13 protein-coding genes, 1 tRNA gene and 1 pseudogene are annotated in these 14,458 nt (G+C 58.4%); 7 read left to right on the plus strand and 8 right to left on the minus strand.

Annotated elements, in window-relative coordinates; translation table 11 throughout:
- Positions 1-2 precede the first annotated feature (2 nt).
- Positions 3-389 (plus strand): hypothetical protein, encoded by a 387-nt coding sequence (locus CFU_RS24855; protein ID WP_167351321.1) that lies wholly within the window; start codon positions 3-5, stop codon positions 387-389.
- Between the two features lie 36 nt (positions 390-425).
- Here CFU_RS24855 and CFU_RS23770 read toward each other — a convergent pair.
- Positions 426-794, minus strand: a pseudogene (locus CFU_RS23770) (helix-turn-helix domain-containing protein); the annotation flags it as partial.
- Positions 795-1,069: 275 nt separating this feature from the next.
- Here CFU_RS23770 and CFU_RS08975 point away from each other — a divergent pair.
- Positions 1,070-1,480, plus strand: coding sequence for a hypothetical protein (locus CFU_RS08975; RefSeq protein WP_050808525.1), 411 nt, complete (start codon positions 1,070-1,072; stop codon positions 1,478-1,480).
- Between the two features lie 240 nt (positions 1,481-1,720).
- Here the strand turns inward: CFU_RS08975 and CFU_RS08980 are convergent.
- Positions 1,721-1,797, minus strand: a tRNA-Pro gene (locus CFU_RS08980).
- Positions 1,798-1,968: 171 nt separating this feature from the next.
- On the opposite strand from CFU_RS08980, the gene CFU_RS08985 reads away from it, so the two are divergent.
- Positions 1,969-3,090 carry a M14 family metallopeptidase gene (locus CFU_RS08985; protein ID WP_014005722.1) on the plus strand — a complete coding sequence of 374 codons (1,122 nt, stop codon included), beginning with the start codon at positions 1,969-1,971 and terminating at the stop codon, positions 3,088-3,090.
- A gap of 76 nt (positions 3,091-3,166) precedes the next feature.
- Here the strand turns inward: CFU_RS08985 and CFU_RS08990 are convergent, their stop codons facing one another.
- Positions 3,167-4,039 carry a pirin family protein gene (locus CFU_RS08990; RefSeq protein WP_014005723.1) on the minus strand — a complete coding sequence of 291 codons (873 nt, stop codon included), beginning with the start codon at positions 4,037-4,039 and terminating at the stop codon, positions 3,167-3,169.
- Between the two features lie 134 nt (positions 4,040-4,173).
- Between CFU_RS08990 and CFU_RS08995 the strand changes: the two genes are divergently transcribed.
- Complete coding sequence (locus CFU_RS08995; RefSeq protein WP_014005724.1) at positions 4,174-5,079, plus strand: LysR family transcriptional regulator; 906 nt, start codon at positions 4,174-4,176, stop codon at positions 5,077-5,079.
- 43 nt (positions 5,080-5,122) lie between these two features.
- Here the strand turns inward: CFU_RS08995 and CFU_RS09000 are convergent, their stop codons facing one another.
- The 5 genes from CFU_RS09000 to CFU_RS09020 all read right to left on the minus strand — a co-directional run bounded on the left by CFU_RS09000 (position 5,123) and on the right by CFU_RS09020 (position 12,342).
- A complete protein-coding gene (locus CFU_RS09000) occupies positions 5,123-6,376 on the minus strand; it encodes a DUF2863 family protein (protein ID WP_041741603.1) in 1,254 nt (417 codons plus the stop codon).
- 615 nt (positions 6,377-6,991) lie between these two features.
- A complete protein-coding gene (gene acnA, locus CFU_RS09005) occupies positions 6,992-9,703 on the minus strand; it encodes an aconitate hydratase AcnA (RefSeq protein WP_014005726.1) in 2,712 nt (903 codons plus the stop codon).
- Between the two features lie 25 nt (positions 9,704-9,728).
- A complete protein-coding gene (locus CFU_RS09010) occupies positions 9,729-10,214 on the minus strand; it encodes a hypothetical protein (RefSeq protein ID WP_041743189.1) in 486 nt (161 codons plus the stop codon).
- A 61-nt stretch (positions 10,215-10,275) separates the two neighbouring features.
- On the minus strand, positions 10,276-11,247 hold the full coding sequence (locus tag CFU_RS09015; protein ID WP_014005728.1) for an HpcH/HpaI aldolase/citrate lyase family protein: 972 nt from the start codon (positions 11,245-11,247) through the stop codon (positions 10,276-10,278).
- 105 nt (positions 11,248-11,352) lie between these two features.
- Positions 11,353-12,342: a malate dehydrogenase gene (locus CFU_RS09020; protein WP_014005729.1), complete on the minus strand. Its 990-nt coding sequence runs from the start codon at positions 12,340-12,342 to the stop codon at positions 11,353-11,355.
- Positions 12,343-12,675: 333 nt separating this feature from the next.
- Here CFU_RS09020 and CFU_RS09025 point away from each other — a divergent pair, with 333 nt between their 5' ends.
- The 3 genes from CFU_RS09025 to sdhD all read left to right on the plus strand — a co-directional run bounded on the left by CFU_RS09025 (position 12,676) and on the right by sdhD (position 14,456).
- The gene (locus CFU_RS09025) at positions 12,676-13,470 is read left to right on the plus strand and encodes a GntR family transcriptional regulator (RefSeq protein WP_041741605.1); all 795 of its coding nucleotides are present in this window, start codon (positions 12,676-12,678) and stop codon (positions 13,468-13,470) included.
- A gap of 198 nt (positions 13,471-13,668) precedes the next feature.
- Entirely contained in the window at positions 13,669-14,079 is a 411-nt protein-coding gene (sdhC, locus tag CFU_RS09030; RefSeq protein WP_014005732.1) for a succinate dehydrogenase, cytochrome b556 subunit, read from the plus strand.
- Complete coding sequence (gene sdhD, locus CFU_RS09035) at positions 14,079-14,456, plus strand: succinate dehydrogenase, hydrophobic membrane anchor protein (RefSeq protein ID WP_014005733.1); 378 nt, start codon at positions 14,079-14,081, stop codon at positions 14,454-14,456. The genes sdhC and sdhD overlap by 1 nt, the downstream gene beginning before the upstream one ends.
- The last annotated feature ends 2 nt before the right edge of the window (positions 14,457-14,458 follow it).

The following is a 14,458-nucleotide window of genomic DNA, read 5'->3' on the forward strand; positions in this document are numbered from 1 at the left end:
AAATGTCTATAGAAATAACGTTGGAAGCAGATAGCCGCCTTAATCGCGACGACATAAAGGCTATATTGAAAGCTTGCGGTGTAACAGAGGTTACAGAAAAAAGCGATAATTTTGTTGCCAATTTTCCGGAGTCAAATATGTCTGTTTTTTTTCGAGATAATTTGAAAAATACAGATGTTTTAACCGAAGGAATGGAGAATGAACCGTGGGTTATTGGGTCAAGAATGACATTTAGGTATGTCATTGCAAATTATGATAAATGTGAATCAGAGTTGCACGAGTTCGTTGAAAAATTGGCTGCATTGAAAGAGGCTTTTTTTGTAGTCGCATTTCAATATGAAGGTATACGTGCGATTCGTAATCAAGAAGGATTGAGGTTCGTTGAATAGCCTTGGGGTTAGTTGCATGTGGTTAGCGGTCATGGATGTTCCTTTGCTTGCGGAACTGACCCTATCTAACTGATCCAGTCGCCACTGCCGTGCAAAGGCAGCAACTCGGTCGTACGATCCTTCAAAACCTAGTGAACATAGATCAGCATGGATCTGTTTTAAGCTGCGTCGCTGCTTTCGAGATTTGGTCGCTTCGGTTTTAAGCCAGGATGAAAGTTTGAAGGCGTACTGATCAAGAGCACTGGGAGTGCGTCGATTTCTATAAGCCGGTTCTATGATTTCAGAGCGTAAGTAACGCCTGACGGTGTTTCTGGAGATGCCTAGGCGCCTGGCGATCTCCCTCAAGGAGACCTGGTCACGAAGGTGCCAGCGTCGAATAATGCCTAATAATGCCACGTCGATCACTCCAATCTCCTACTAACGATATTGAGTAGGATTGTGGTCTATACGTGGGTCAATTTTCGATGCAAATTATCCAGCTAAGTGGGTCAGTTTTAGATGCAAATCAACAGTTGCAAGACCTGACCCGAAGTTCAAGACCTGACCCCGAAGTTACTCAGAAGGCAGAGAATTATTCTATTGCACTGCAAAATGGTTACACTTAAATCGCAACGCGTCATTCTATGATCGTGCTGCTGCACAAAACGTGCTGAGAGATCCCAGAATGCACTAAAGGGAAAATGATGGACATATGGCAAGATTTTATTGTTCGGTTGACGAAGATTGATTTGCTTCGGTTGGCTAGAGACGAGGTAATTGAAGATTGGGGAAATAATATTCCTGTTACGCTCCTGTTCGCGAGCTTGGGAAAGAAAATTGTCGAGCACTTTGACGAATTTTCTACGGTTGAACGACTTGATATATTCAATGTGGTCGAGAATGGCATGAAGACAAGCGATGATGCTCTCAAAGCGTTTATGGCGACAGGTCTTTTGGAGGCACTTTTTTCACGGGCTTCTAGTGAAGCTTTCCTTTGGGAGAGGATTGACGAGCAGCTCGGGGAAAGATCAAGAAATTACCTGGTTGCTTGGAGGGAATCAGGAAGCTCGGGATCAAGTCTTGCAATGACACATAACGCGCTAAAAATCTAAGTTCGATTTTCTTGGAATCGAGCTTCGACAATGTGTCATTGCAAGACTTGATCCCGAAGTTCCTGACCCCGAAGTTCTCGTTGCAAGACCTGACCCCGAAGTTCTCGAAATTCCGCTTTAGCTGATGTGCCCAAAAAAATATGGATCTATCCGAGCGCGATCTTAAAGTCCTCCATGCGAAGCAAGAAGCACAAAATGAAAAAGGCCAATCAGAAGATTGGCCTAAGTCATTGATTCAATTGGTCGGGGCGAGAGGATTCGAACCTCCGACCCCATGCACCCCATGCATGTACGCTACCAGGCTGCGCTACGCCCCGACAAGCCTGATATTATATCAGGGCTAGTTGCTTTGTTATTCACCGAAAACAGAGAAATTTCATAAAATTTTCCCACCGATTGCCGGGCGGATCGCGTGGCCCCTTGCCGGCCCCAGGGTTTTTGGCAGGCGCTGCGTTCATCCGGGCGACAATCTTCACCAAAAAAATCCTATGCCGATAAAAATCAGCCAGCAGTTTGACGCCGCCGCCATTGAAGTAGTGCGCGCGGACAGTCCTCAGCAAATCGAATTGAACATCCGTAAAGATTCTCACGCGGATTTCACCCAATGGTTCTATTTCCGCATGCAGGGTGCGCGCGATGAGGATTGCACCATCCGCTTCCTGAATGCCGGCGCCACCACCTACCCGAAGGGCTGGGAGAATTACCAGGCGGTGGCCAGCTACGACCGTGAGAACTGGTTCCGCGTGCCGACCAGCTTTGACGGCCAGGTCATGACCATCAGCCATACGCCGGATTACGACAGCGTCTACTACGCCTACTTTGAACCGTACTCCTGGGAGCGCCACCTGGCGCTGCTGGGGCAGGCCGAGCAGTCGCCGCTGGCGCGTGTGCTGGATATCGGCAGCACGGTCGACGGCCGCGACATGAACGTGCTGGTGATCGGCGATCCTGACGCTGCCAAGAAGGTATGGGTCATCGCGCGCCAGCACCCGGGCGAAACCATGGCGGAATGGTTTGTCGAAGGCATGGTCGACGCTTTGCTGGACAGCGCCAATCCGCTGGCGACCAAGGTATTGCAGCACGCGGTGTTCTACATCGTGCCGAACATGAATCCGGATGGCTCGGTGCGCGGCAACCTGCGCACCAATGCCGCCGGCGCTAACCTGAACCGCGAGTGGATGACGCCGACGCTGGAGCGCAGCCCTGAAGTGTTCGCGGTCAAGAACAAGATCCACGAAACCGGCTGCGACCTGTTCCTGGACGTGCACGGCGACGAGGCGTTGCCGTATGTGTTTGTGGCGGGCTCGGAGATGCTGGAGGATTTCAGTCCGCAGCAGGGCGTCGAGCAGCAGAAATTCATCGACGATTTCCTGCGCGCCAGCCCGGATTTCCAGACTGAATACGGCTACGCCGCGAGCAAGTACAGCAGCGACGTGCTGACCCTGGCGTCCAAGTATATCGGCCACACTTTCAAGTGCGTGTCGCTGACGCTGGAGCTGCCGTTCAAGGATAACGCCATCCTGCCGGATGCGCAGGTCGGCTGGGACGGCGCACGCAGTGCGCGCCTGGGCGAGGTGGTGCTGCAGCCGATCTTGCGGGCGTTCGAATAACCCGCAGTCTCGATCTACATTGTAAAAAAGCCGGGCATGTCTGACATGCCCGGCTTTTTTCATGCTGCAACGGCGGTTATGCCGGTTCTGCGATCCGTGCAAAGCGGCCGCTGTTGAAGTCGGCGATCGCCTGCGCGATTTCTTCCTGGCTGTTCATGACGAACGGGCCATGGCCGACGATCGCTTCATCGATCGGCTCGCCGCTCAGCACCAGCACCACGGCGTCATTGTTGGCTTCGATATCGACGCTGTTGCCATCGTTATCGAGCAACACCATTTGCGCTTCACGCGCCACGGTTTCACCGTTGACCAGCACGGTTCCGCGCAGCACCACCAGCGCCGAATGCCAGCCGGTGGGCAGCGACAGCTTGGTGCTGGCGCCCTGGTTGAGGCGCATGTCCCACACGTTCATCGGCGTGAAGGTATGGGCCGGACCGGCATGGCCGTCGAACTCGCCGGCGATCACGCGCACGCTGCCGGCGCCGTCAGGCAGGGCCACGGCCAGGATGTCGCGGTCGACGATGGCTTGATAGCCAGGCGCCGTCATCTTGTCCTTGGCCGGCAGGTTCACCCACAGCTGCACCATTTCCAGCGTACCGCCGGAACGGGTGAAGGCTTCCGAGTGAAACTCCTGATGCAAGATGCCGCTGCCTGCGGTCATCCATTGCACGTCGCCGGGGCCGATCACGCCACCGTTGCCGGTCGAGTCGCGGTGCTCCACTTCGCCCTTGTAGACGATGGTGACGGTTTCGAAGCCGCGATGCGGATGCGAACCGACGCCGCGCGGGCGGGTAGTGGGGCTGAACTCAGCCGGACCGGCGTAATCGAGCAGCAGGAACGGGCTCAGTTGCTTGCCGTGGCTGGTGTACGAAAACATCGAGCGTGCAGGAAAACCGTCACCGACCCAATGTTGGCGAGGTGCGCTGTAGACGCCGAGGACTTTTTTCATGACTGACTCCTTGTATGGGTTGCATTGTTGGTACAGGTAATAGATTAATCCGAGGACAATGCGAGCGGTAGTCTGTAAAATTGGCCATCAGTGTCCTATTTGGTGAACGATGAGGTGTTTATGCAAGACTTGTCATGCAAGATTTAAACGATCTCTATTACTACGTCCAAGTGGTCGACCATGGCGGCTTTGCGCCGGCGGGACGCGCCCTGGGCATGCCGAAGTCCAAGCTGAGCCGGCGCCTGCAGCTGCTGGAGGAGCGCCTGGGCGTGCGGCTGGTCCAGCGCACCACGCGGCAGTTTTCGGTGACCGAAGTGGGGCAGTCCTATTACGAGCACTGCAAGGCGATGCTGGTCGAGGCGGACGCGGCGCAGGACGCCATCGAGCTGACCCGCGGCGAGCCGCGTGGCACCGTGCGTCTGACTTGCCCGGTGGCTTTGCTGCATGCGCATGTGGACGTGATGCTGGCCGATTTCATGGCGGCCAATCCGCGCGTGACAGTATTGCTGGAGGCGACCAACCGCCGGGTCGATGTGGTGGCGGAGGCGGTGGATATCGCGATCCGGGTGCGGCCGCCGCCGATCCCGGACAGCGACCTGGTGCTGCGCATATTGGCGGACCGCAGCCAGTGCCTGGTCGCCAGCCCGCTACTACTGAAAGGGCAGCCGTTGCCGGCGTCGCCGGCGGATCTGAGCGACTGGCCGAGCCTGGGCCTGGGCACGGCGCAGCAAAACCATGTGTGGAACCTGTTCGGGCCGGACGGCGCCAAGGCGGCGATCCATCACACGCCGCGGTTTGTCACCGGCGACATGATGGCCTTGCTGCGGGCGGCGGTGGCCGGCGTCGGCATCGTGCAGCTGCCGACCATGATGATCCGCGAGCAGGTAGCGCAGGGCACGCTGGTGCATGTCTTGAACGACTGGCGGCCACGGCATGAAATCATCCACGTGGTATTCCCATCGCGGCGCGGTTTGCTGCCTTTGGTGCGGACTTTGATCGATTACCTGGTGCAGCGTTTCCAGGCTCTGGAAGAGGACTGAGCCGGCAATCTCTGCCGGCCCGGTAGTTCCTCGTACAGCTGCTTCAGTGGAAATGCGCCGAGCCGGCAGGCGTATCGTCAGGCATTTCCGGATGCACCAGGTCGCCTTCGCGGTCCGGGTAGAGCGGGGTGCCGCAATCGTCGCAAAATTCCATGGCAAACAATTCGGCGTGGCGCTGGATGTCGTCGATGCCGCATTCGCGCAGCAGGCTCAGGATCTGTTCCAGCGGGGTTTCCGGCTCGGCCGTGGCGGCCTCGCTGTCGCCGGCGCGGCTGACGATTTCTTCGTTGGCTTCTTCGGGGCCGTACAGCGGCCATACCACGCCGTAGATCACTTCGTTGGTCTGGCCCAGCGAAAAGCCGATGCGGTATTCGTCGACGCGGCCGCTTTCCGGCTGTTCGCTGAAACGGCCGATGCTGGCGTGCAGGTCTTTCGAGGCGATGTCCAGCGTGTGCGACAGGTAGTAGCTGGCGGCGCGCAGGGAAGCAGGGCGGATCTGCAGGTCAGCCTCGCGGCAGGCAGCGAAATACGCTTCCGGCAGCAGCAGCTGGATGCCGCAACCCGGCAGCAGGCGCGTCATGTTGGGCGTGACCTGGTTGCGCCATTGCTCCAGCGCCTGTTCCTTGTCGGCGGCGATGTGGCCGGGCTGGCCATGCATCATCTGCCAGCGGAACAGCGGCATGCCGCTGGGCGCCACCAGGGCTGCCAGCAGGTAGCGGGTGTCGGCCAGGAACGGCGCGGTCTGCGGCTGGTCGGCCGGGCTGCGCACCGGCGCCGCGGTCAGCGCCGCATGCGACAGCTGCTGCAGCAGGGCGTAGGTTTCGCTGTGGCTGCGCGGCAGCTGGTCGATCGCATACAGCGACGGCACCATGGCGGTCATGACTTCCGGCGCCAGGATGTGGGCGTGCAGATGGGCGCCGAGGGTCAGCATGACGTCGCTCGGGATCGGTCCCGAGCCGATCGAAAAACGGGTCCATGCCAGCAGCGGGATGCCGACCAGCAGGCAGTCGTATTGCTGGCCCTGGTAGTCGATGGTGCTCGATTCGCTGCAGGCTTCGACTACGTCCATCAGGGCGTCGTAGGCGTCCGGCTCGACCGGGAACAGCTGCTCCAGCGCGCCGTCGATAGGCTCCTGGTGGCGCGCCTTGAAATGCTTGTTGAGCAAGGCTTCGATCTCGCGTTCCCATGCGCGCTCCTCAAGACGGCTGGAGGCTTGTATCAATGCCTGCGCCAGCTCGGCCAGGCGATGGCTGTCGGCGGATGATTTGCGGGAAGGTTTTTTTGACGGACGGCGCATAGTGGATAGAGTAAGGGCTGACAACACATAGTCAATGTCTTACTGCGCGACCGTAGCGGATGCTTGCATCCGAGGAGCGGCAACCGAGATGCTCACATTATCCTTGTGGATATGCTCCGCTGTTCTGCGCTGCCTTCTGGCCTACGACCGCTTGCTGTGAGTTTTTATGGGACTCAGAGGCAGGAAGACTGCAAGCTTCTATTGTAGTGGATTTGGGGCCTGTTATCACTTAATTTGGGAGATGCGTTCAAGCCAAAACGTGCGGTGGCAAGGCGCGTGGCGTAGCAGGGGCAGGTCGCCCCTGCAAGCCATGCAACGCGGCCAGCACACGTTTTGGCTTGAACCCTCCGGGAACGGCTGCAGGCGTCGCATGCCGTCGTTACTCCTCCTTGCCGTAGCACCGCTACGTCGCGTCGTCGCGCCTAGGCCTGCAACGCCTGCCGCGCGTTCGCACTCCCAAATTAAGTGATAACAGGCCCCAACGGTATGTGGAATAACTACCGTAGATAAGCTGGTGTCTGGCCTGGAAATGAAAAAACGCCGGGTTGGCCGGCGTTCTTGGGTAGACCCGATTGCCCGTCCACCGCCCGTAAAAGGCAGCGGACCGGGCAATTGTTATGCTGCCAGCAACTGGCGCAGCACGAACGGCAGGATGCCGCCGTGTTTGTAGTAGTCGACTTCGATCGGCGTATCGATACGCAGCAGGACCTTGACTTCCTTGGTTTCGCCGTTGGCGCGATGAATCACCAGGGTAGCGTCTTGCTGCGGCTTGATTTCGCCGTCGATGCCCTTCAGGTCGAAGGTCTCGTTGCCGGTGATGCCCAGGGTCTGGACGCTGTCGGTGCCGAGGAATTGCAGAGGCAGCACGCCCATGCCGACCAGGTTGGAGCGGTGGATACGCTCGAACGAACGCGCAAACACAGCCTTCACGCCCAGCAGCTGGGTGCCCTTGGCCGCCCAGTCGCGCGACGAACCTGTGCCGTACTCTTCACCGGCAAACACCATGGTCGGCACGCCGTCCTTGACGTATTGCATGGCGGCGTCATAGATCGAGGTTTCTTCGCCGCTCGGCTGGAACAGCGTGATGCCGCCCTCAATCCGTGAACCGTCCGGTGTCGCAGGAATCATCAGGTTCTTGATGCGGACGTTGGCGAAGGTGCCGCGCATCATGATTTCGTGGTTGCCGCGGCGCGAACCGTAGGAGTTGAAGTCAGCCTTCAGCACGCCGTTGGCGATCAGCCATTTACCTGCCGGGCTGGATTCCTTGATGGAACCGGCTGGCGAGATGTGGTCGGTGGTGATCGAATCGCCGAACACGCCCAGCGCGCGGGCGCCGGTGATGCCGGTGGCAGCTGCCTTCGGCACCATGGTGAAGTCCTGGAAGAACGGCGGTTCGGCGATGTAGGTCGATTTCGGCCAGTTGTAGACTTCGCCGCCGGCGACGCCCTTGATGGCTTCCCACAGCTTGCCCGGTGCGCCCTTGACGTCAGCGTAGTTGGCCTTGAAAGTCTTGGCATTCATCGCGAACTTCATCAGCTTGGCGACTTCCTGCGAGGTCGGCCAGATATCGCCCAGGTAGATGTCCTTGCCGCCCTTGCCCTTGCCGACCGGTTCGGTCATCAGGTCGCGCGTCATATTGCCGGCGATCGCGTAAGCGACCACCAGCGGCGGCGAGGCCAGGAAGTTGGAGCGGATGTTCGGATGGATACGTGCTTCGAAGTTGCGGTTGCCCGACAACACAGCCGACGCCACCACGTCGTTCTTGACGATGGCTTCGTTCATGGCTGGGGTCAGGTCGCCGGCGTTGCCGATGCAGGTGGTGCAGCCGTAGGCAGTGACGCCGAAGCCGAGTTTTTCCAGGTATGGCAGCAGGCCGGCCGCTTCCAGGTACTCGGTGACGACGCGCGAGCCAGGGGCCAGCGAAGTCTTGATGTGGGCAGGTACCTTGAGGCCGGCTTCAACCGCTTTCTTGGCCAGCAAACCAGCCGCCAGCATGACGCTTGGGTTGGAAGTGTTGGTGCAGGAAGTGATGGCGGCAATCAGCACATCGCCGTTTTGCAGCTTGACGCCGTCGGCGTTGGTGTAGGTCGCATCCAGGTCTTCCACTTTCTTGTTGAAGCCGTTTTCTGCGATAGGCTTGCTGAACAGTTCCGCGAAGTTGGCTTTGACGTTGCCGATTTCGATACGGTCTTGCGGACGCTTTGGACCCGCCAGCGATGGCGCAACAGTAGCCAGGTCGAGTTCGACCACGGTGGTGTAGTCGATGTCGCCGGCCTTTGGAATGCCGTACAGGTTTTGTGCCTTGAAGTAGCCGGCAAAGGCGTCGATTTCCGCCTTGCTGCGGCCGGTGCCTTCGAAGTATTCGATGGTCGCATCGTCAACCGGGAAGAAGCCCATGGTGGCGCCGTATTCAGGCGCCATGTTGGCGATGGTGGCGCGGTCGGTCAGGCTCAGCGAGGCAGTGCCCTCGCCGAAGAATTCGACAAACTTGCCGACCACTTTTGCCTTACGCAGCAGTTCGGTGATGGTCAGTACCAGGTCGGTGGCGGTGACGCCTTCGCGCAGCTGGCCGGTGAGGTTGACGCCGACCACGTCCGGTGTCAGGAAGTAGACCGGCTGGCCCAGCATGCCGGCTTCCGCCTCGATGCCGCCCACGCCCCAGCCGACTACGCCGATGCCGTTGATCATGGTGGTGTGCGAATCAGTGCCGACCAGGGTGTCCGGGTAATACACCGAATCCTTCTTGTGGACGCCGCGCGCCAGGTATTCCAGGTTGACCTGGTGGACGATGCCGAAGCCAGGAGGCACGACGCCGAACGTGTCGAATGCCTGCATGCCCCATTTCATGAACTGGTAGCGCTCGTTGTTGCGCTGGAATTCCAGTTTCATGTTGAGGTCGAGCGCCTTCTTTTCACGGAAGTGGTCGATCTGCACCGAGTGGTCGACCACCAGGTCGACCGGCACCAGCGGTTCGATGTTCTTGGCGTTCTTGCCGAGCGAGGCGGCGACGTTGCGCATCGCGGCCAGGTCGGCCAGCAGCGGCACGCCGGTAAAGTCTTGCAGCACTACGCGCGCCACCACGAACGGGATTTCGTCGGTGCGGGCCGCGGTCGCGCCCCAGCCGGCCAACTGCTTAACGTGTTCTTCGGTGACTTTCTTGCCGTCGCAGTTACGCAGTACGGATTCCAGCACGATACGGATCGACACCGGCAGGCGCGAGATGTTGACGCCAAGTTTTTTCTCCAGCGCAGGCAAGGAATAGAACTTGCCTTTCTTGGAGTCGGAAATCTTGAATTCCTTAAGTGTGTTCAACGTGTTGCGGGACATGATTTCTCCTGGGTTTTCAGTTTAATTACAAGCTATGTGCCGGATCGACAGGCGCAGCGGCCGGCAGCAGTTCTTGCTCTGCCGATTTGCATTCGTTGGCCAGCTGATGTCCTGTTTTTGAATCAAGCAAAATGCCCTTGGCCGGGATGCCGATCCAGAGCAGGCCGTATTTGCGGTTTTCAAAGCGGTTGGCGCCGGTGGTGGTCGGCACGCGCGAAAGGCGGTGCAGGGCTTTGCCCCAGCGTAGTGCAATGTGCTTGTCGTCTTCGGCATTGGTGAAAATGGTCAGGCTGTTGCCGAGCTCGCATTTGTAATCGATGGAAACCGAAGTCTTGACGTCCGGCGTGCCTTCATCCTCGCCGTCGTCGACTTCCGCCGGCGCTGCCTTTGCAGCTGGCTTCTTGGCCGATTTCTTGACGGTTTTCTTGGCGCTGGTCTGGGCTTGCACCTGCGGTGCTGCAACTGCCAGGCCGGCGCACAGCAAAACTAAAATAGACAGACTCTTTCTCATTTCCATTGCTCCATAATAAATTTCGTGTGCATCCCGCTTTTCTTGTAATTGCGGGGCGCTGTTATAACAAAGTTGCTGCGCCTTCAGGTAGTGCGACACCGTTGTTTTTTGCACGCTGCAGGACGCTCCAGTAGTAACGGTAACTGGCGCGGTCATGCAGCGTGCCCTCGTGTTGTATCGGCCCCCAGTCTGCCTGCCGGGCCGCAAGCAGGATCTGTGCCGCAGCGGCTATCTCGGACTGCGGCGGGGTGAATGCATTCAATATCGGCCTGATCTGCTGCGGATGGATGCTCCACATGCGGGTATAGCCGAATTCGCTGACTGCGCGACCGGCATCGGCAGCGACGCTGGCGCTGTCCTTGATGTCGGTGGTGACGTTATGCGACGGCACCTTGCCGTGCGCATGGCAGGCCGCGGCGATTTCCAGCTTGGCGCGGGTGACCAGTGGATGGCTGAACTGCGCCGGCGAGCGCATCGCTGCGCTGGGAATGGCGCCGTAGTGCGCCGAAACAAAATCCATGATGCCGAACGACAGCGACTGCACCTGCGGCAGGGCGGCGATGGCGAACACGTCGGCCAGCGCGCCATGGGTTTCTATCAGTACATGGACCGGCAAAGCCTGCCGTCCGGCCTGGCTGCTGTGGTGTTCTATCAGGGCGATGGCGGCGCTCACCTCGGCCAGGCTTTCGGCCTTGGGCAGCATCAGGTAAGCCAGCCGGCGCGCCGCGCCTTTGCAGATGATCTCTACGTCTTGTTCGAAAAAAGCGCTGCCGCTATCGTGCACGCGCGCCCCGATGCGCTCAAAGCGGTTGTCGGCGCCGCCGATGACGGCGGCCACCAGTTGAGCGTGTGCTGCTTCGTTGCCGGCGCTGGCGCCGTCTTCGCAGTCGAGCGTGATGTCGAATACCGGACCCAGCTCCTGCTGCAGCGCGACCGACTTACGCATGAGCTTTTCAGCGCCGGCGTAATGATCGCAGACCGGTAGCGAGACCGGCTGCTGCTTGCCTAGGAATAAGACCTGGGTAGGATGCATTGCGACTTTTTGTTGGGTGTGGCGGTAAAAAATTCTGTATTCAAGCGCTGCATGGCAATGGCTGTGTTGCCATGCAGGTGCTGCGGGTGTACGTGCCTGAGGGGATTAGCCGACCAGGTGTTTCACGCCGTCACGCTCTTCTTGCAGTTCTTTCAGCGTGATGTTGATGCGCTCTTGCGAGAAGGCGTCGATTTCCAGGCCCTGGACGATTTTGTATTCGCCGTTTTCAGTGGTGACAGGGAAACCGAACATGGTGCCTTCAGGAATGCCGTAGGAACCGTCCGACGGCACGCCCATGGTGGTCCACTTGCCGTTGGTGCCGAGCACCCAGTCACGCACGTGGTCGATGGCAGCGTTGGCGGCCGAAGCAGCCGACGACAGGCCGCGCGCTTCGATGATGGCGGCACCGCGCTTGCCGACGGTCGGCAGGAACACGTCCTTGTTCCAGACCTGGTCGTTGATCAGGTCCTTGACCGATGCGCCGTCGGCTGTCGCGTAGCGATAGTCGGCGTACATGGTTGGCGAGTGGTTGCCCCAGACGAACAGTTTTTCGATGCTGGCGACCGGCTTGCCGATCTTGGCCGCGACTTGCGACAGGGCGCGGTTGTGGTCCAGGCGCAGCATCGCGGTGAAGTTCTTGGCCGGCAGGTTAGGCGCCGATTTCATGGCGATGTAAGCATTGGTGTTGGCTGGATTGCCGACCACCAGCACCTTGACATTGCGCGAAGCGACAGCGTCCAGCGCCTTGCCTTGCACCGTGAAGATCTGGGCGTTGGCTTCCAGCAGGTCTTTGCGTTCCATGCCTGGGCCGCGCGGACGGGCGCCGACCAGCAGGGCGACGTCGACATCCTTGAATGCAGTCAGCGGATCGCTGTGGGCAGTGATGCCGGCCAGCAGCGGGAAGGCGCAATCGTCGACTTCCATGATCACACCCTTGAGCGCTTTTTGTGCTTTTTCGTCAGGGATTTCCAGCAGTTGCAAAATGACTGGTTGATCTTTGCCGAGCAGGTCGCCGTTGGCGATGCGGAACAGGAGGGAATAACCGATTTGACCAGCGGCGCCGGTAACGGCAACGCGCAGAGGGGACTTAGCCATGTTGAATCTCCAGAGAGGTGGTAGAAAAGCGATGTCTGTTGGTACGTTTGCGTAATATATCTATCGTAGCGATGCTGCGCAGCCTCTAATGATACCGGCGAAAGCCGTGTGCGTCAGTTTGTTTCGCTTTGAGCGGGAGCCGGAATTCACGGCTTGCATCTCTTGCATGAAACGCGATCTGAGCGCGGCGCCAGCCGTCAATTAGTGCTTATGCCCGCGAGTTTAGGCTTGGCAACATGGTATGTCAATCAATATCTTATGTCTTATATAAGACATATCATTGCGCATTTTTTGCTGGACGACAATGGGTGTTTTATGGTGAAATCTGAGCTTATGAGTTCCATCCCGTCCAATGTGAGCAGTGACCCCGCCGGCCAGAGCGCTGCTGTTCCTGCATCTCCCTCGGCATCGTCCCCGACCTTCAGTCCCCTCTACCAGCAAATCAAGGCGCTGATCATGCAGCGCCTGCAATCCGGCGAATGGAAGCCGGGCGAACTGATCCCTAGCGAAGTCGAGCTCGGCAACCGTTTCAAGGTCAGCCAGGGCACGGTGCGCAAGGCGATCGACGAGCTGGCCGCGGAAAACCTGCTGGTCCGGCGCCAGGGCAAGGGCACGTTTGTCGCCACCCATCACGAAGCGCGTTCGCAGTTCCGCTTCCTGCGCCTGATGCCGGACAGCGACCAGCCGCAAGTTACCGATAAAAAAGTCATCGAACTGAAGCGCCTGCGCGCGCCGGCGGAAATTGCGCGCCTGCTGGGCATGAAATCGGGCGACTCGGCGGTGTATGTCAAGCGCGTCATGGCGTTCGACGGCGTGCCGACCATACTCGAAGAGCTGTGGCTGCCGGGCGCGCTGTTCAAGGCCCTGACGCTGGAGCGCCTGGTGGAATACAAGGGGCCGATGTACGGCCTGTTTGAAACCGAATTCGGCACGCGCATGATCCGTGCCACCGAGCAGATCCGCGCCGCCAGCGCCGACGCCGATGCGGCGCAGTTGCTGGCGGTGGAAAAATCGTCGCCTTTGTTGTGCGTGGAGCGCGTCTCTTTCACCTATGGCGATAAGCCGGTAGAAGTGCGGCGCGGCTTGTATGTGACCAATCGTCATCACTACCAGAACGAGCTGAACTGAGCGAGCTGAGCTGAGTAAGAGTGACGCGCCAGCTCCCGGTCGATGCCGACGACTGGTGGCAAAATGGCAAAGCACCAGGATGGCGCCGGTGATTATTTGCAGTATTGAATAATAACTATTGGTGTGCTGCACAAAAATCGGCGAAAATTGCGGGATTGCGCTTTAGTCGCAAATTTTTAAACTGAGGAGAACCCTGTTATGTCCGAAGCCGCGAAACCCAATCGGCCACAGTTTCGTAATATAAACATTACTCAAATTGTCGGTTACCGCTTGCCGCTGGCAGGCATTATTTCGATTTTGCATCGCATTAGTGGCTTGTTGATGTTTTTGCTCTTGCCTTTTATCTTGTTCTTGCTGGATAAAAGCCTGGTATCTGAAAGTTCTTTCGAATACTTCAAAGGCTTTACGTCGAACTGGTTCGTAAAGCTTGTCATCCTGGCCCTGTCCTGGGCTTACCTGCACCACTTCTGCGCCGGCATCCGCCACCTCGTCATGGATAACCACATCGGCCTGACCAAGGATAGCGCGCGCAAATCGGCTGCCGGTGTCCTGATCGTCAGCGTGCCGCTGGCGCTGATCGTTGCATTGAAACTGTTCGGAGCATTCTGATGGCTGACAACAATATTGGCGCGAATATCGGTCCTAAGCGCCTGGTAGTAGGGGCCCATTACGGTTTGCGCGACTGGCTGGCGCAGCGCGTTACAGCAGTGGTCATGGCGGTCTACACCGTCATCCTCCTGGTTTCTTTCCTCACAGCCAGCAACTTCAGCTATGACGGCTGGGCTGGGCTGTTTTCGCATCAGTGGTTCAAGCTCGCGACATTCGTGACGCTGATGGCGCTGTTTTTCCACGCCTGGATCGGCGTGCGTGATGTCTGGATGGATTATGTCAAGCCGGTTGCCGTGCGCCTGGTCTTGCAAGTTGCCACAATCCTGTGGTTGGTCGGTTGTGCCGGATGGGCGGCGCAGATTTTGTGGAGAGTGTAATC

This window comes from Collimonas fungivorans Ter331, from assembly GCF_000221045.1.
Taxonomy (GTDB): Bacteria; Pseudomonadota; Gammaproteobacteria; order Burkholderiales; family Burkholderiaceae_D; genus Collimonas; species Collimonas fungivorans_A.

What these genes read in the sequence shown, in the direction of transcription:
- CFU_RS08975 (WP_050808525.1), top strand. Translation starts at nt 1,070, where the DNA reads ATGATGGACATATGGCAAGATTTTATTGTTCGGTTGACGAAGATTGAT.
- sdhC (WP_014005732.1), top strand. Translation starts at nt 13,669, where the DNA reads ATGTCCGAAGCCGCGAAACCCAATCGGCCACAGTTTCGTAATATAAAC.
- CFU_RS08985 (WP_014005722.1), top strand. Translation starts at nt 1,969, where the DNA reads ATGCCGATAAAAATCAGCCAGCAGTTTGACGCCGCCGCCATTGAAGTA.
- CFU_RS09020 (WP_014005729.1), bottom strand. Translation starts at nt 12,342, where the DNA reads ATGGCTAAGTCCCCTCTGCGCGTTGCCGTTACCGGCGCCGCTGGTCAA.
- acnA (WP_014005726.1), bottom strand. Translation starts at nt 9,703, where the DNA reads ATGTCCCGCAACACGTTGAACACACTTAAGGAATTCAAGATTTCCGAC.
- CFU_RS09015 (WP_014005728.1), bottom strand. Translation starts at nt 11,247, where the DNA reads ATGCATCCTACCCAGGTCTTATTCCTAGGCAAGCAGCAGCCGGTCTCG.
- CFU_RS08995 (WP_014005724.1), top strand. Translation starts at nt 4,174, where the DNA reads ATGCAAGATTTAAACGATCTCTATTACTACGTCCAAGTGGTCGACCAT.
- CFU_RS24855 (WP_167351321.1), top strand. Translation starts at nt 3, where the DNA reads ATGTCTATAGAAATAACGTTGGAAGCAGATAGCCGCCTTAATCGCGAC.
- CFU_RS08990 (WP_014005723.1), bottom strand. Translation starts at nt 4,039, where the DNA reads ATGAAAAAAGTCCTCGGCGTCTACAGCGCACCTCGCCAACATTGGGTC.
- CFU_RS09000 (WP_041741603.1), bottom strand. Translation starts at nt 6,376, where the DNA reads ATGCGCCGTCCGTCAAAAAAACCTTCCCGCAAATCATCCGCCGACAGC.
- CFU_RS09010 (WP_041743189.1), bottom strand. Translation starts at nt 10,214, where the DNA reads ATGAGAAAGAGTCTGTCTATTTTAGTTTTGCTGTGCGCCGGCCTGGCA.
- sdhD (WP_014005733.1), top strand. Translation starts at nt 14,079, where the DNA reads ATGGCTGACAACAATATTGGCGCGAATATCGGTCCTAAGCGCCTGGTA.
- CFU_RS09025 (WP_041741605.1), top strand. Translation starts at nt 12,676, where the DNA reads ATGAGTTCCATCCCGTCCAATGTGAGCAGTGACCCCGCCGGCCAGAGC.